This window comes from Sphingomonas sanxanigenens DSM 19645 = NX02 (assembly GCF_000512205.2).
GTDB lineage: Bacteria > Pseudomonadota > Alphaproteobacteria > Sphingomonadales > Sphingomonadaceae > Sphingomonas_D > Sphingomonas_D sanxanigenens.
Genome location: NZ_CP006644.1, coordinates 1957317 through 1972886, shown reverse-complemented (window position 1 = coordinate 1972886; position 15570 = coordinate 1957317). Strand labels below are relative to the sequence as shown.

Genomic DNA, 15570 nt, shown 5'->3' with positions numbered 1-15570 from the left:
GTCACCCCTGCCGCGCCAGCATCGTGCGGAACCGTTGAACTGCCAGGGTGACGAAAAGGGCGCCCCACCCGCAGATCATGAGCAGTTCACCCAGCACCGTCTGCAATCCCGCTCCGCGATAAAGGACAGCCTGCGACAGGCTCACGAACTGGGTCGTTGGCAAAAGCCTCGCGACCGTCTGCACAGCGACCGGCATGCTCTCGAGCGGCGTCGCCGCTCCAGAAAGGAGATAGGCGATCGCATAGACTGGCACCGCGAACAGACCGAATTGCGGCATGCTGGGCGCCATGGTCGCCATCCACATGCCAAGCGATGTCACCGAGAAGAGGTAAAGCATCATCGCAGCCACAAAGAGCAGAAGCGATCCTGCAAGCGGCACACTCAGTAAACCGTGCACAACGAACCATAGCGACGCGATCGACGCCACGAGAATGACCAGACCATTGGCCAGTATCTTTGCGAAGGCGATCTCGCTCGCACGGACAGGCATGACCAGCAAATGCTCGATCGTGCCGTGTTCACGCTCGCGAATCACCGCCGCGCCCACAAGGATGATCGACAATACCGTCACATTGGTGACGATTTGCATGACCGAGGTGTACCAAGCCGACTGCGAGTTCGGATTGAAAAAAGTCTGGCTTGTCGCCTTGATTGGCAACTGTGCAAGCAAACCCTGCGCGTGCATAAAATCAAGCACCTCAGTGGCAAAAATCTGTTGGAAATAGGATGCGCCCAAGCCTGCCTGGGTCATCGCCGTCGCATCGACTAGGATCTGCACAATCGGCCTGCGCCCCGCCAGGACATCCGCCTCGAAGCGCGGAGGGATTTCAATGACGAAGATATAACGCCCCTCGTCCATTGCGGACGCGACATCGCCGCGCGCGATGTCCACGGGCGACTTGAAATAAGGCGGTCGCACGGCGTCGCGCATTCGTCGCGACAACTCGCTGTGATCATCATCGACGATAGCGACCGAGGCGTTGGAAACTTCTGCTTTCACGCCTGACGCGACAAGCTGGATGGCTATGGTGAAAGCAAACACGATGAGAACGATCAACGTCACATCCTTCATGACGCTGCGCAATTCCTTGGCGCCGAGCAGCCAGACATTGACGAGCCAGCGCGTCATGTCTCCTGTTTCCTGAGCATGAGGCGCGAGCCGATTATGAAAAAGAGCGCAAATCCCGCCAGTGCCAGATAGGCCTGCCCGAAGCTCGCAATGCCAAGGCCCTTGGTGAAAGTACCGAGGCTGACGACTTGGAACCAGGAAGAGGGGAAGCCGACGCCTACCCAGTAGCTGCCGTCGACGAGGGTCGAAACCGGATAAAGAAGTCCGGAGAAATTGACCGACGGAATAAGGCAGATGAGCGCGGTCGCGAAAATCGCGGCGACCTGCGATCGCACGAAGGTCGAGATCATCATGCCGAGTCCAGTCGACGCAAGCACAAAAAGCAGCCCGCCAATCGTCAATGCGATGAAGGAGCCCTTGAGCGGGACGTCGAGCAAGAGGATGATAAGAGCCACCAGGCTGAAGTAGCTCCCCATGGCCAGCGCCGCATAAGGCGCCTGCTTGCCGATCAGGAAGGCGCCACTGCCCGCCGGGGACGCATAGAGGTTGGTGATGGACCCTATTTCCTTCTCCCGCACGATACCGAGCGCGGTCAGCATCGCAGGGATCAGGATCATCGTGAGCATGAGCACGCCGGGCGTGATCGCATAGATGCTGCGGAAATCCTGATTGTAGATGAAGCGTGGTTCGATCGATGCAGGCAGCCCGACGGCGACCGGAACCTGCGCAGAGGCCAGCATGTCAAAAACATAGGCGAGGATGATGGCATCGGCATAAGCCCGGATGTTCGAGGCCGGAAACGGGCTGGCCCCGTCGATCAGGACAGCAACCTCCGGGCGCCGGCCGGCAGCAAGATCGCGCCCAAAATCGGGCGGAATATCGAGTATCATCTGCACATGCCCTGACCGCAGAGAGGCACGTGCCTGCTCTTCACTCACGGCAGGAGGCGCTTCAACAAAATAGCGAGAACCCTCGAAGCGCCGAACTAGATCACGACTGGACACAGTCTGGTCGTGATCCAGCACACTCAATCGGACATTCTGAACATCGAAAGAGATACTGTAGGCACAGACGCACAGCAGAATGATCGGCCCCGCCAGGGCGAATGCCATCCGGATGCGGTCACGCGTCAGTTCGGTGGCTTCCCGCCGGGCGAAGGCCCACACGAAGGAAAACCAGATCAGGACGCCCCCTCGAGATCCCACTGTCTGCGAAGGGGCGTCCTCCCGTGCCGACGCCATCGGCACGGTGCCCGGATTGGCAGCTGGCGTTACCTCATCGGCATTTTCTTCCAGCAGGGCAATGAAAGCGTCTTCAAGATTATCGGCGTGGCGCTGGAACGTCAATTCGGCCGGCGCTCCAACTGCCAATACCCGACCACGATGCATGAGCGATATCCGGTCGCACCGTTCCGCCTCGTTCATGAAATGGGTTGAGACGAAGATCGTCACCCGTTCATCACGTGACAGGCGCAGAAGATGGCCCCAGAACATGTCGCGCGCGGCCGGGTCAACGCCGGAGGTCGGCTCGTCGAGGATCAGGATTTCGGGTCGGTGGAGACATGCGGCCGCCAGTTGCAGGCGCTGGCGGATGCCGAGGGGCAGCGCAGCGGGCACCGCATCCGCATGCTCGAGCAATGCGAACTGCTCCATCGCTTCGTTCACCAGGACAGGCGCCTTGTCGCCCCCCACTTGATAAAGCCGCGCATGCAGCAACAGGTTCTGCCGAACAGTCAGCTCGTCATAGAGGGAGAACGCCTGCGACATATAGCCGACCCGCATCCGGGTCTGCATGTCGCCCGGCGTGATCCTATGCCCGAACAGGCTTGCTGAGCCGCTGGTGGCGTCGAGCAGCCCCGTCAGCATCTTCATCGTCGTCGTCTTGCCGCAGCCGTTCGATCCCAGGAAACCGAAAATCTCTCCGCGGCCGATCCGGAAACTCACATCGTCGACGGCGACGAAATCACCGAAACGGCGCACCAGGTGATGCGCTTCGATCGCCGGCGCTTCACCGCTGTCTTGCCAGGGAGCAACCGCCCGTAATTCGCCGGCGGGCCGCTTCTCCTCAGGAAGCAGACCTATATAGGCCTCCTCCAGGTTCGCCGCTCCGGCCCGCGCCAGGATTTCGCGCGTCCTGCCCTGCGCAATGAGGCGACCGGCATCCATCGCCACGAGATGCTCGAACTGCTCAGCTTCTTCCATGTAGGCGGTGGAAACGAGGACCGTCATACCCGGCCGCTCCTTCCTCATCGCGCCGACCAGTTCCCAGAACTGGCGCCGCGAGAGGGGATCGACGCCGGTTGTCGGCTCATCGAGAATGAGCAGATCCGGGTCATGGACCAGCGAGCAGCAAAGCCCCAGCTTCTGCTTCATTCCTCCCGAAAGCTTCCCCGCCGGCCGGTCGGGAAAGGGGGCGAGCCCTGTCGCATCCAGCAAGCGCTTCATGTGCGCGGCTCGCTCTGCGGCGCCGAGACCGAACAACCGACCGAAGAAGTCGATATTCTCAGAAACAGACAGGGTGGGATAGAGATTACGGCCAAGCCCCTGAGGCATATAGGCCACCCGATTGAGAAAGGCGGTCCGATCGCCACCTCGCTTGAGATCGAAACCAAGAACGCGGACCTGTCCTTGCTGGACGCGCTTCACGCCCGATATGAGGCCCAAAAGCGTCGATTTGCCTACGCCATCGGGCCCCACCAGGGCGACAGCCGCGCCGCGCGGCAATTGCAGCGACACGTTTTCAAGAGACCGGACCTGGCCATAGCGATGGCCGACCCCCTCGAGCACGATGGCACTGTCAGGCGTGCCTGCGGGATCGATGAGACCCGACCTTGTCATTGGTGCAGGGACGCCAGATCGGGCCAGGGTCGACGGCGATCGGTGCGTACATAGCCTTCGGCGGTCATGCCTGCCTTCAACAGGCCTGCATATTGTCGAGCAACCTCAGCGGATATCTGCAGCTTGACCCTGTAAGACAGATTATCCCGCTCATTTGCGGTCTCTACGAACTTGGGTGTGAACTGCGCTTCGGGCGACACAAAAGTCACGCGAGCAGGTAAGGCTTTGTTGGTCCCCTGAGGCACGATCCTGGCCTCGTCGCCGATGCTGACCCTCGAGGCGACGCCGGAGGGCAGGAAGATCGTCAGATAGACGTCCTCAGTATTCACGATCGATATGAGCTTGCCGCCTGGGGCCATCATGGTTCCCGGCTCCACAATCCGATACTCGACGACCCCGGGAGCGGGAGCGCGGATATGCAGATCTTCCTGTACGGTAGATACTTGCCGGATTTGCGCATCCGCCTGCGCAAGTGCGCCCCGTGCTTCGCTGATTCCGCCACCAGCCGCAGCGACCGCATCGGCTGCGCCGGAAAGCGCCAGCCTACGTTGCTTCAACTCAACATCAGAAACCATTTGGCGTGAATGGAGATTGACCGTCTCCGACCAGTTGAGCCTTGCGAGATCCGCCTGGCTTTGATGAGCAGAATGTTCGCCTTTCGCCCTCGCGAGAGCGCCGAGCGCTCTCTCCCGCGACGCCTTCGCCCCGTCGAGTTGGGCCATGACATCGGCAGCATCCTGCTTCGCGACGATCTGGCCAGCGCGGACGCTGTCGCCTTCATGGACCAGCAGCTCTACCAATCTGCCGGGATATTTGACGGCCACGTCAGTGCGGGTCATCTCGATCCGCCCGTTGCTTCTCTCAATCCACTCAGGAAGCGCGTCACGGCGATCGAGATAGCGCCATGCGAGATAACCGCCTGCAAACAGCGCGGCGATCGCAACAACCGCAATGACGAAACGAGTTCGTTTCATCCGCGATATCCACGCCGTGCTATGGCACCAACAACACCATTTTGCTGCGTCACATGGAACTCCAACGCCGGAGGAACGGGCCAGGCTTTTGCAGCCTCTGAATCGGCCTGGATTGCGAAATCCCGGATTTTGCCGCCACCAACCTCCAACGTTGGCACCGACCCATCCATCTCTCCCACACCAATGTCACCAATAAATGACAGATTCGTCAAGTTTTCAGTTCATTGGAAACGCGGGATCTTTTGTCGGTTGCCCCATGGCAGAAGAGCTTTAAGCGCCATTCACGACCATCGGTCCAAATGAGGCAAAAGAGCATCAAGCACCTGGTCAGGCGCCTCCTCGAGCAACCAGTGGGAGGCGCCGGCGAGTGGGAGAAAATGGTAGTGTCCGGAAACATATCGGGCGGTGGCTTCCGCCGCCACTCGTCCAAGCGCCTGATCATGGGTACCCCAGACGAACAGCGTTGGGACACTGACGGTTCCGACGCGAGCCTTGAGATCGAGCGCGCGATACCAGTTGATCGCGGCAGTAAGCACCCCTGGCTCACGAAAGCGTCTGATATTTTCATCCAGGCGAGCCTGTGAGAGCTGACCGGCATAAGCACGTTTGAGGCCGGCAGCCTTTTTGCGCAGGAGCAACCATTCGGCGATGTGGAACGGCAGCCGGAACAGATCGACATAACGTGACATGCGGCGTTGATCCGGATTGCTTTGCTTAGCTTCCAACAACGCATCGGTGTGCGGCGTCGAAAGTACGGTCAAAGAATGAAGCCGCTCGCGATAAACAGCAGCGATCCACCAGGAAAGGATACCGCCCCAGTCGTGCCCGACCAGATGAAAGCGGCGAGCGTCCAGGGCATCCGCTACGGCGGCAACATCGGCGACAAGCTCATTGATCGTATAGCTTTCGACCCGCGACGGTCTTGCCCCGGCCGAATAGCCGCGCTGATTAAAGGCGACCGCGCGATAGCCCGCCCCGCCCACCCCACGAAGGATGTCGGTCCAGGCATCGGCGAATTCAGGGAAGCCGTGGAGGAAAAGGACCAACTGTCCGTGCTCGGGACCGCAGCTCAGGGCGTCAAACAACATGCCTCGTGCGCCGATCGTGAGCGCGCGGATTAACGGCTCGGCCATAATCAGGATTCCCTATAAAATATCGAGCCCCCCGCCCGCCGCCCCATCGCTGCGAACTTCGCCCAGCTTTCAAATTACAGATATCATATGATATTTGGATGAGATTTGATATTCGTCAATCAAATGCGCATTTTTGGCGCGAGATGGAGCAGGCATCTTCCGATCTTGAGTCTGCCGCATGTGCTGAGCCTGCAGGCTCAATTAGAACGGGATGGCCATTAATGGGCTGAGACGAATCAGTCTCCGCGCCAAAAGCGCTGCGCGGCGACTCAAATCATTCTTCCCCTGGCCCCTGGCCAGTGCGTCTAGTCTCATCGGCGAAGAATCCCCACCACCTAGGCAGAGGCAGGCGATAGCGGCGATTAGATGCTGGAATCGAGAAATCTGCCGGCAGATGTGGAAGGCGTTGTTAATTGAGTTGTGCCATAATTGGACCATGCTGGACAGGATTCTGAATTTCCGGGCCATAGATGGCGAGTTGCGCCACAGCGCTTTGCTGGGGGCGGTATACTTTTTCGCGGCGTTCCTTTCAGTAACATTGTAAGCGCGCATTTCGTAGCACGCTGCTTCCGGAGGCAGTGCCGCCGTCACAGTTGACGCTGGGCGAGACAGGCCACCGCAGCGACGTCGGCGGGTCAGGCTTGTCTTTCGAAGTTGAATGGCAGCAGGTCGTCGATATCGGCGTCGTGAGGGCGCTGGGGAAGTTCAGTGAGGACATGGCGTAGCCACGCGAGAGGCTCGACGCCGCAGGCGCGGCAAGTCAGCATCAGGCTGTAGGTTACGGCGCTCGCCCGTGCGCCGTCCACGGTGTCGCAGAAAAGCCAGGATTTTCTTCCTGTTGCAAAAACCCTGATGTCGCGTTCGAGAAGATTGTTATCGATCGGCATCCTGCCGTCTTCGACGTAGCGCGTCAGGTATTCCCACTGGTTGAGGGTGTAGGATACCGCATCACCAAGCTTGGTGTCGGGCACAACCTTGGGTGCGATGTCATCGAGCCACGCCTTGAGCGCATCCAGGACCGGGACGCTATGTTTCTGGCGGAAGCGGCGCATGTAGCTGGCCTGCGTTTCCCCCTCATCGGGTATTTCGTCCCGCGCCTGCCTTTCGATCCGGTAGAGCTGGTCGAAGAACTTGAGCGCCTGTGCGGGCGGCCCGCCTTGTTTCTTCCTCGCCTTGAGGGCGTCGGCAAAGCGCCGTCTGGCGTGGGCCATGCAGCCCAGATGCGTGGCGCCTTTCAATGTGCGCCAGGCCGTATAGCCGTCACTCATCAGGATGCCGCGATAGTCGCCGAGGAAGGCCTGCGGATGTTCCTGCCCGCGACCGGGTTGATAGTCGAACAGCACGATCGGCTGTTCGCTGTCCTCGCTGCTGCGGTAGGCCCACATATACGAGGTGCTGGTAGGGGCCTTGCCCTCTTCCTTGAGCACCTGAACCGTAGTCTCGTCGCCATGAATGACGTCCTGGGACCGAAGCCGCAGCTTCAGGGCGCCTAACACAGGCGCGCGGAAGCTCCGCAGTTTGCCGCCATGGGCCACTGGCATCATTTACCCGAGCCCCTGAAGCTCGACTTACGTAGCAATACGAACTGCCTGACGGCCCATGGCGCTGCATGTATCGTGAGGGCTCAATGCGCCGGGCCGGGAGAAGCAGGCGATACTGCTCTGGAGTGACGTGTGCGATGCGATTGACCCGGCTGAAACTTCTTCCTGTTGCCCTCGCTCTGATTCTCGTCGTTGCCTAGCTGCTAAGCCTGCGCACCGGGGCCTTGACGGGCGGTTTCTGGGCGGTCCGCCACGAACTCATCTACCTCACCGGCATTCTCGCCATCGGCTTCATGGCGGCGGGCGTGGTGCTGGCGGCGCGGCCAGTGCAGATCGAAGGCGCGCTTGGCGGCCTCGACAAATTCTACCGTCTCCATAAATGGTTTGGCGTAGCTGGCCTGCTTCTCGCGCTGGCCCATTGGCTGCTCGAGATCATCCCACGCTGGATGGTGGGTCAGGGCTGGCTGGTTCGTCCAAGCCGACCAAGGGGAAGCGGCCCGGCCGCTGGCGCCAATCTTCTGGACGGTTTGCGCGGCGCCGCCACCGAGCTGGGCGAGATCGCGCTCTACATCCTGATCGTGCTCGTCCTGCTCGCGCTCTGGAAGAAGTTCCCGTATCACTGGTTCTTCAAGGCGCATCGCCTGACTGCGCCGATCTTCCTCGTGCTCGTGTTCCATGCCGTGGTCTTGATGGACCGCACCTACTGGACCGCGCCTCTGGGGCTGCTGATGATCGTCCTGCTCGCGGCGGGCACGGTTGCCGCCACAACAGCCCTGTTCCGGCGCATTGGCTATTCGCGCCGGGCGGCCGGGGTGATCACGCGGCTCGTGATCTATCCCGGCAATGCCGTTCTCGACGTGGCAGTCGATGTCGGGACGGCGTGGCCGGGCCATCAAGCCGGGCAGTTCGCCTTCCTCAAGACCGACGATCGTGAAGGCGCCCATCCCTTCACCCTCTCCTCGGCATGGCATAATGACGGCCATCTGGCCTTCAGCATCAAGGGCCTAGGCGACTATACGCGCAAGCTCCCGGACCTGCTCCATGTAGGCCAGCCCGTGACGATCGAAGGCCCCTATGGGTGCTTCGATTTCCAGGGCAACCGCGCCCGACAGATCTGGATCGCGGGCGGCGTTGGCATCACCCCCTTCATCGCACGCCTCCAGGCACTTGCCGGGACCGGTCAGGGAGGCGGTATCGACCTTTTCTATTCGACCGCGGCGCCCGACGATGGTTTTGTCGGGCAAGTTCGCGATCTCGCCGAGAAAGCGGGCGTCCGCTTCCACCTGTTTGTCACGCCCCGTGACGGCTTTTTGACATTGGATCGATTGGCCGACCTGGTGCCTGACTGGATCGAGGCAGACATCTGGTTTTGCGGTCCGGCTGCTTTTGGAAAGAGCCTGTGTGCCGCAATGACGTCGCGGGGTCTGACAGGATCGCAGTTCAATCAGGAGCTTTTCGAGATGCGCTAGGCGGCGAGCGCCCGCGCCGGACAAAGTCTTCGCGCGACAGAAAATGCATCGTTCGGGACTTTGGTAGCGATTCATCGCCAGTGCGTCGCCCATAGTCCGGAACGAGATCGATAGCGTTGTCCTTAACCCGGAATCGCCAGGGCTACGTATTGTGACCGTTGGCCGCGAGTGTCGCATAGCGGATGATTTCCCGGAGGCTCGACTTCCCGGCCAGCGGGGCGCGTAGGTGTCGCGCATAGTCCTCATAGTCGGCCATCGATCCCACCGACGATCTCCACGCAACCGCGCCCGATCCGGCGAGTACGACCGCACCACCGATTCCGACAAGAAAGGTCCGCCTGTTCATGGCGCCCTCAAGCGGTCCGGCCATCGGCGGGACCGGGCGGGCGGCGGAGGAATTCGTCGATCGTCCTGCGCACCTCGTCGCCGCGCGACACCATGAGGTGTCCACCCGTCTCGAAGACCTTCAACCGAGCGCCAGGAACATGCGCTGCCGTGAACCGGGCGCCCGGCAGGGTCTTGGAGAGGTCATCCGCCGCCGAGATGATGAGCGTAGGAACCACGATCTTCTCCAACGGCCACGGCACGATCTTGTTCTCGCCATCGTTCTGGAGGCCGGCAGCGCGTCTCGACAACGGAAGTATGCCGCGCATGATCGCGGTGATACGCGCGCTCTTCGCGCGGCGCATTGGTCTCGACCTCGGGCGGAACGCCGAGGAACCGCACGACGGACGCCCGCGCGACCCTGATCGCCAGCCAGAAGGCAAAATCTGCGCTGATGGGATTCAGTGCGTCGTACAGGAGCTTCGCACGCGCATCGGGCAAGCCCTGCTCGATCAACTCCGGCGAAACTGATTGCGGAGTTTCGCGCCCAGGCAGAAGCGCTGGGTCACTGCCATCAGCAGGAAAGCCGCCGTTGCGATCGTTCTGTTCTGGATAGCCGTCATGGCCGCCATTTTCTGGATTTTCTGGCCTGCGCCGTCCATTGAACCGGGGCGTGCGTAATGACGCCTCATCCGGGGCTTTACGTAACGCATCGCATAGGAGCGCCCGCTATCGGAAACGATGCAATATCTCCTCTCCGAACGGAACAACATGAGGTACCCGAACATCGCTTCGGATTCAGGACAGCCGAAGATCCTGCTTGCAGGAGACGATCCTGCCGTCAGGCGATCGCTTCAGCTGGTCTTGCGGGCGCGGGGCTACGACGTCAGGGCGCACGCGAGCGGAAAGACACTGCTCGACGATCCGTTTTGCACAAGCGCTGCCTGCCTGGTGGCGGACTATCGGTTCCGCGAACTCGACGGCTTCGAGATTTTGTCGTGCCTGCGTTCGCGGGATTGGAATGGACCCGCCATATTGATTACCGCCTACTCCACCCCGGACCTTCAGGAGCGAGCTGCCAGACTCGGCTTTGGAGCGGTGATCGAGACGCCGTTTCGCGAAGGAGCCGTCGGCGACACGATCGACCGTCTCTTGCATGCGCACCGTCGGTCAGGCGGAGCGCATTACGATGGTCAGTGAAAGGGAACCAATCACCAACCGCCTGTTGCTCGCGCTGCCTCCGGCGACGCTCGCACGGCTGACACCCGAGATGGAGCTTATCCAGACGGAGTCGGGGGCGGTCATCGATCATGTTAACGGGTTGATCCAACATCTCTATTTCGTAAACCGCGGCATCGTCTCGATGGTCAAGGTGATGCGTGATGGCCGCTCCGTCGAAGTGGGCGCGATCGGTGTCGAGGGCATCACCGATTCCAATGCACTGTTCGGCGTCGATGTGGCGATCACCGAGACGATGGTGCAGGTGCCGGGCAGCGCGCTCAAGATCAGCCGAACTTTCCTTTCGCGCGAGCTCGAGCGAGACCGCGATCTGAGGCGGATGTTGGAGCGGTACTGGCGCTTCGCCTTTGGCCAGCTCGCACAAACTGCGGCCTGTAACCGACTGCATACGCTCGAGGAGCGCTGCTGTCGTTGGTTGCTGACGAGCCATGACAGCGCCCTTGCCGACACCTTTCCCCTCACCCACGAGTTCCTCGCGACGATGCTTGGAACGACCCGCTCCAGCGTCTCGCTGACCGCCAAGGTGCTCCATCGGGCAGGATACATCGATTATGTGCGCGGGATCATTACGATCGTCGACCGGCCGGGTCTCGAGGAGACGTCGTGCGAGTGTTACGCCGAGACCACCACAGAGATGAATCGGTTGTTTGGCCCGGAAACGCAGCCGGGCGGCTGACTTTTCGGGAAAGTTTCAGAACCGCTGCTGCTATGTTCGACATCGAACAGACACGCGCGCGAACGGTCATCACTCTGTGCACTCCGACACGCTGAGGCGATAGGATCGCCGCCAGCGGCGCTCCGCTCGCCCGTAGGCAGGTCGCTAGCGGGAGCATTGCAAATGGCGTGTGATGGCGGGAGCGGTCGGAGCGACTTCGAGAAGCGATCCTGGGCGCACAACGAGAATATCCTGCGCTTCCAGGCGCTTCTCCACAATGCCGCCCATCGCGACAGACATAATGAAATCCGCAAACTCCTTCACGATGAGCAAGAGAAGCTGCGGTCGCTTGAGAAAGATAGGTGACTTCAAAAAGGCAGACTGGCCTTCCCGCTTTGTCGAAGGAGATTGCCCGCGTCCATTCCGTCCCATGCCGCCGTCAGCACGCAGCTGAACGCGATCTTCGTGTCGCTCGAGTTGAGCCGTTCCACTTGGCTGGTGACGTCGCTGGCGCCGGGTGGCTGCGGGCGCATTTCACGCCATCAGGGGAAGGCCAGCGACGTGCCGGCACTGCTGGAGCGGTTCGCGCAGTTGCAGGCGAAGGCGCGGGAGCGGACGGGCGAGCAGTATCCGCTGGTCGTCATCCAAGAGGCGGGGCTGGACGGCTTCTGGATTCACCGCTGCCTCGTGCGCGAAGGCATCGAGAGCCATGTCGTCGATGCCGCCTCGATCGCGGCCTCGTGGCGCAGCCAGCGCGCGAAGACGGACAAGCTCGACGGCGAGGCGCTGGTCCGCACGCTGCTTGCCTACAAGCGCGGCGAGCCGCGGGTCTGTGCCATGGTGACAGTGCCGAGCGCAGAGGACGAAGACCGCCGGCGCGTCTGCCGCGAGCGGCGCTCGCTGGTCGTCGAACGCATCCGGCACGTCAACCGCATCAAGGGCCTGCTGTTCGCGCGAGAGGTCGGCGATTACGAACCACTGCGCACGAACCGGCGCGCGCGGCTGGAGGAACTAGTCACCGGTGACGGTCGGCCGCTGCCTTGCCATGTGAAGCGCGAGATCGAGCGCGAGTTGGACCGGCTGGAGCTGGTCATGCGCCAGATCAAGGAGGTGGAGCGCGGGCGCGACGCGATGCTGGAGGCGGCGACGGACGAGGCAGCTGAGCCGGCGAGCGCCCGGCTGCTCCAGCTGCGCGGCATCGGTCCCGAGTTTGCCGGCGTGCTGCATGCCGAGGCGTTCTTCCGCAGCTTCAGCAACCGGCGGCAGGTCGCCTGCTATGGGCCGCCGTCATGTCACTCGTTAGCGCTATCGGCTCTGCCTTGACCATCGTAGCGACCGGTCCGGTGAGCCGGTAGCCCCGCTCGGCCTTGGTCTGTACACTCAGCAGGACGGGCGCGACCGCATCGATGCGCCGGGCAAGCGTGAACAATGCGGCCGGATCGCCGGCCTTCAACTCCAGCTCGATCTCGCTGATCGGCGATGTTCGGTCCCCCACCGCCGCCTCGCCGCGGTCCAGAACCATTTCGATCGCCGCGCCGTCCTGCCTCAGGATCCACGTGCGCCGCGCGATCCGCACCTCGAAGACCGAAGCGACGGTATCGACCGCGCCGCCAATCATGGCCAGGACCGGCGTGGTATCATCGAGGTTGGGCTTGTCGTCCTTGACCGCACGTTCCCATTCGGAGCGCACGAACAGGCCCGCGGCACTGGCACCATCCGCCTTCACGGTCTGCGTGCGCTTCCTCCCCGAACGGCGGATGCGCAGCGAAAACCCCTTCTTCGCCAGAGCATGATCCGGAGTATCAAAATAGATCGACCGCTGCTCGATCTTTTCAGGATTGACGGGCAGCAAAGCGGAAGCTTCGAACGCATCGGCGGCGTCCGGCGTCAGTTCGAGCTTCAGTTCGACTTCGTCCGCCATGCTTGCCTTCTCTCACCGTTTCGTGATGTCATCTAGGAGCGATCTGAACGCTAGGCCGCCCGCGTAGATTTGGCCGATGGGCCGTCGGCAGCTGCGTCGAGCCATTCGACGAGGCGTTCGGCCTGCGCCTTGTGCCAATGCGGCGGGTTGGGGACGGATGCCGCAGGCAGGAAGCAGGCAAAGGCGAGAAGCAGGAATTTCTTCATAGCTTTTCCTCTCGAAAGCCGGGGCGTGACAACATAGGGAACAATACGGAGCCCTGTCCGCGCCGAAGCCAACTCGATAGCTGCACAGCGGTATGGCGGTGATAGAGCCGTCGCGGCGGCCATAGTAGTCAAGCGAGCCGAATTGGGGAGCATCTCGGGACATATACTTATTCCGACGCCAAGGCTCGCGATGATAACCTCCCGGACATGAAGAGAATTGCGACCCTTACGGTAAACCCGGCCAAAGATGTGGCCTATGAGGCGGATCGCGTCTTTCACACTCACAAGATCCGGGCCCACCAGGAACATTATGACCCGGATGGCGGCATCAATATGGCGCGTGCCATCGCCCGGCTGGGCGGCCCGGCGCGCGCGCACTATCTCGTGGGTGGCGCCACCGGTGCGACGCTCGATAGCCTTCTCGATATGCATCAGATGGTTCGCTCCAGCATCCCGATCCAAGGCAACACCCCCGTAAGCACGGCGGTCTACGAGCGGGAAACGGCCAAGGAATTCCGGTTCGGGCCGCGTGGCCCGGCGTCACCGAGCGGGATAGCAAGCATGTCTCGACCATCTCGGCGGCATGGAATGAGATTATCTCGTCGCGAGCGGATCGCTGCTGCGGGCGCGCCAGAGATCGTCAACAAGGACCCGGCCAAATATATGGCTGTGACCATGGGCCTGCGGCCTTTCACTTGAATTGAAACTGGACCACGGCACCGAAGACGCCAACTATCGCCGCGCATCACGCTGCGAATGACTCAGGAAGCGCTTGTCAGGGGTTCGTGCCCCTTTTCGGGGAATGACCACATGTGCTTTTCAGCCAGCTCCAGCTTTATCGCTAGCGCCGTGATTGGATCGATCGGCGTGGCGACATTGCGGCATGTCCGCGAGCCGCGAGCCCTGCTGTTCGCTTCCGTGCCGATGCTGTTCGCAGTTCACCAATTCTCCGAAGGGTTCGTCTGGCTCGGCCTTGAAGGGCATATCGGCCAGCTTGCGCTTGATCATGTCGCATTCCTGTTCATGCTCTATGCGCAGGGGATACTACCCCTGCTGATGCCGGCCGCTGTCGCGCTGATGGAACCGCCCGGCTGGCGCAGAAAGGTCATTCTCAGCCTGACCGCCGTCGGCGCGTTCGTATGTGCATGGGACGTCTACGGGTTGATATTCTTTCCGAACCAGGTCTTTATCGAGCAGAACTCGATCGCCTACCGTAACCCGCTGACCGGCGATTTCTGGGTGTCCTGCCTGTATATTATAGCGACGTGCGGTGCTCTGCTGCTGTCCACCCATCGCGTCGTCAAAGCCTACGGCGTGGTGAACGTCATTGCGCTGACGGTCGCAGAGATCGTCAAGGAATACGCATTTGCTTCTGTCTGGTGTTTTTACGCCGCGGTCATGAGCGTGATGATCTATTGGCAATTCAAGCGTCTGAACATTGATATCGAGACGCCCAACGGTGCTTCACCAAACCTCAGGCCGTTCCTGCTCGCCTGGCTGCGTCCTGGCAGGTCAGCCCGTGTGGGCACGGATTGAACGCCCAATTCTGGTTAGGAGAGTCCCGCGCTTCCAAGACGACCCGTCGCAAGCGTCTGTGCCTTCACAATCGCAGGAGGGGCGCAGCGCCAGCGTTTGACGGTCGGAGGCCCCCATGATGACGCAAGCGCCACTCGACTCGGCATATGGCAACATAGGTCAAACGACCCGGACGGGTCGGGGCGGCGTTCCAGATGGGCGACACGCGTGAAGGAATTCATTACCCAGACCGATATCGAGCGGTTCGAGGCCCTGCTGGCGAGCGAGACCGACGCCGGAAAATGAACACACTTCGCGGATTGCTGGCGGGCGAGATCAGCCATCGCGGCGACGATACTGCGCAGTGTCCGAAGGGCCGTTGTTCGATCTGACGATGCTAGGGGAACGGTTTCCCAAGATCTCTGAGGTGCCGGGCACCAGCTTGAGTGAGCCACGAAGTGCTGCCCGAAGCGAGAATCTTGGGCAGCGGCTCGTCACGCGCGACGTCGGACACCGAGCTTGTGGGACCAGAATTCGGCCCGAGCCGCTCGAATGCGGCCATTGTGATACGTTGCGGTCCTTGCCAGGACTGGGCAAGCATCTTCTCGGCTTCAACACCCGTGCAGCCATTGCGTGGTTTCATAGGCCGAGGAGACAGGGAAGGCGATGATCCGAAACCGACAGCCG

The 15570-nt window shown here is 61.3% G+C and carries 14 protein-coding genes and 2 pseudogenes; 6 read left to right on the top strand and 10 right to left on the bottom strand.

What is annotated here, in order from left to right; all coding sequences use genetic code 11:
* Nucleotide 1: 1 nt before the first annotated feature.
* From NX02_RS09030 to tnpC, 6 genes and pseudogenes are all read right to left on the bottom strand, one after another.
* A complete protein-coding gene (locus NX02_RS09030) occupies nt 2-1129 on the bottom strand; it encodes an ABC transporter permease (RefSeq protein ID WP_025291873.1) in 1128 nt (375 codons plus the stop codon).
* A complete protein-coding gene (gene rbbA, locus NX02_RS09025) occupies nt 1126-3906 on the bottom strand; it encodes a ribosome-associated ATPase/putative transporter RbbA (protein ID WP_025291872.1) in 2781 nt (926 codons plus the stop codon). The genes NX02_RS09030 and rbbA overlap by 4 nt, the downstream gene beginning before the upstream one ends.
* A complete protein-coding gene (locus NX02_RS09020; RefSeq protein ID WP_025291871.1) occupies nt 3903-4880 on the bottom strand; it encodes an HlyD family secretion protein in 978 nt (325 codons plus the stop codon). Before NX02_RS09020 ends, rbbA begins: the two co-directional genes overlap by 4 nt.
* Nucleotides 4877-5092 carry a hypothetical protein gene (locus tag NX02_RS32330; RefSeq protein ID WP_158013970.1) on the bottom strand — a complete coding sequence of 72 codons (216 nt, stop codon included), beginning with the start codon at nt 5090-5092 and terminating at the stop codon, nt 4877-4879. Before NX02_RS32330 ends, NX02_RS09020 begins: the two co-directional genes overlap by 4 nt.
* Before the next feature lie 69 nt (nt 5093-5161).
* On the bottom strand, nt 5162-6013 hold the full coding sequence (locus NX02_RS09015) for an alpha/beta fold hydrolase (protein WP_047099761.1): 852 nt from the start codon (nt 6011-6013) through the stop codon (nt 5162-5164).
* A 635-nt stretch (nt 6014-6648) separates the two neighbouring features.
* A pseudogene (tnpC, locus tag NX02_RS09010) lies at nt 6649-7509 on the bottom strand (IS66 family transposase); the annotation flags it as partial.
* Nucleotides 7510-7778: 269 nt separating this feature from the next.
* Between tnpC and NX02_RS09005 the strand changes: the two are divergent.
* Nucleotides 7779-9023, top strand: coding sequence for a ferredoxin reductase family protein (locus NX02_RS09005; RefSeq protein WP_211258306.1), 1245 nt, complete (start codon nt 7779-7781; stop codon nt 9021-9023).
* 353 nt (nt 9024-9376) lie between these two features.
* Here the strand turns inward: NX02_RS09005 and NX02_RS08995 are convergent, their stop codons facing one another.
* Nucleotides 9377-9712, bottom strand: a complete 336-nt coding sequence (locus NX02_RS08995; RefSeq protein WP_025291866.1) for an alpha/beta fold hydrolase — start codon at nt 9710-9712, stop codon at nt 9377-9379.
* Between the two features lie 147 nt (nt 9713-9859).
* Entirely contained in the window at nt 9860-10060 is a 201-nt protein-coding gene (locus NX02_RS32325; protein ID WP_157102603.1) for a hypothetical protein, read from the bottom strand.
* A 28-nt stretch (nt 10061-10088) separates the two neighbouring features.
* On the opposite strand from NX02_RS32325, the gene NX02_RS08985 reads away from it, so the two are divergent.
* From NX02_RS08985 to NX02_RS08970, 3 genes and pseudogenes are all read left to right on the top strand, one after another.
* Nucleotides 10089-10547: a response regulator gene (locus tag NX02_RS08985; protein WP_025291865.1), complete on the top strand. Its 459-nt coding sequence runs from the start codon at nt 10089-10091 to the stop codon at nt 10545-10547.
* Nucleotides 10504-11262 carry a Crp/Fnr family transcriptional regulator gene (locus NX02_RS08980; RefSeq protein WP_053000623.1) on the top strand — a complete coding sequence of 253 codons (759 nt, stop codon included), beginning with the start codon at nt 10504-10506 and terminating at the stop codon, nt 11260-11262. Before NX02_RS08985 ends, NX02_RS08980 begins: the two co-directional genes overlap by 44 nt.
* Nucleotides 11263-11649: 387 nt before the next feature.
* Nucleotides 11650-12519, top strand: a pseudogene (locus tag NX02_RS08970) (transposase); the annotation flags it as partial.
* On the opposite strand, the gene NX02_RS08965 reads toward NX02_RS08970, so the two are convergent.
* Nucleotides 12491-13162: a CYTH domain-containing protein gene (locus NX02_RS08965; protein ID WP_025291861.1), complete on the bottom strand. Its 672-nt coding sequence runs from the start codon at nt 13160-13162 to the stop codon at nt 12491-12493. The pseudogene NX02_RS08970 and the gene NX02_RS08965 overlap by 29 nt on opposite strands.
* 50 nt (nt 13163-13212) lie before the next feature.
* Nucleotides 13213-13368 carry a hypothetical protein gene (locus NX02_RS32320; protein WP_157102602.1) on the bottom strand — a complete coding sequence of 52 codons (156 nt, stop codon included), beginning with the start codon at nt 13366-13368 and terminating at the stop codon, nt 13213-13215.
* Nucleotides 13369-13575: 207 nt separating this feature from the next.
* On the opposite strand from NX02_RS32320, the gene NX02_RS08960 reads away from it, so the two are divergent.
* Nucleotides 13576-14067 (top strand): 1-phosphofructokinase family hexose kinase, encoded by a 492-nt coding sequence (locus NX02_RS08960; protein WP_053000622.1) that lies wholly within the window; start codon nt 13576-13578, stop codon nt 14065-14067.
* Nucleotides 14068-14178: 111 nt separating this feature from the next.
* Nucleotides 14179-14904, top strand: a complete 726-nt coding sequence (locus NX02_RS08955) for a DUF6629 family protein (protein ID WP_025291860.1) — start codon at nt 14179-14181, stop codon at nt 14902-14904.
* Nucleotides 14905-15570: the final 666 nt, after the last annotated feature.

Bases quoted from the DNA above. Each gene is read 5' to 3' on its own strand.
- NX02_RS09015 (WP_047099761.1), bottom strand. From the start codon at position 6,013: ATGGCCGAGCCGTTAATCCGCGCGCTCACGATCGGCGCACGAGGCATG.
- NX02_RS08960 (WP_053000622.1), top strand. From the start codon at position 13,576: ATGAAGAGAATTGCGACCCTTACGGTAAACCCGGCCAAAGATGTGGCC.
- NX02_RS08965 (WP_025291861.1), bottom strand. From the start codon at position 13,162: ATGGCGGACGAAGTCGAACTGAAGCTCGAACTGACGCCGGACGCCGCC.
- NX02_RS09020 (WP_025291871.1), bottom strand. From the start codon at position 4,880: ATGAAACGAACTCGTTTCGTCATTGCGGTTGTTGCGATCGCCGCGCTG.
- NX02_RS08995 (WP_025291866.1), bottom strand. From the start codon at position 9,712: ATGCGCCGCGCGAAGAGCGCGCGTATCACCGCGATCATGCGCGGCATA.
- NX02_RS32325 (WP_157102603.1), bottom strand. From the start codon at position 10,060: ATGCGTTACGTAAAGCCCCGGATGAGGCGTCATTACGCACGCCCCGGT.
- NX02_RS08955 (WP_025291860.1), top strand. From the start codon at position 14,179: ATGTGCTTTTCAGCCAGCTCCAGCTTTATCGCTAGCGCCGTGATTGGA.
- NX02_RS32320 (WP_157102602.1), bottom strand. From the start codon at position 13,368: ATGAAGAAATTCCTGCTTCTCGCCTTTGCCTGCTTCCTGCCTGCGGCA.
- NX02_RS09030 (WP_025291873.1), bottom strand. From the start codon at position 1,129: ATGACGCGCTGGCTCGTCAATGTCTGGCTGCTCGGCGCCAAGGAATTG.
- NX02_RS08985 (WP_025291865.1), top strand. From the start codon at position 10,089: ATGCAATATCTCCTCTCCGAACGGAACAACATGAGGTACCCGAACATC.
- rbbA (WP_025291872.1), bottom strand. From the start codon at position 3,906: ATGACAAGGTCGGGTCTCATCGATCCCGCAGGCACGCCTGACAGTGCC.
- NX02_RS08980 (WP_053000623.1), top strand. From the start codon at position 10,504: ATGCGCACCGTCGGTCAGGCGGAGCGCATTACGATGGTCAGTGAAAGG.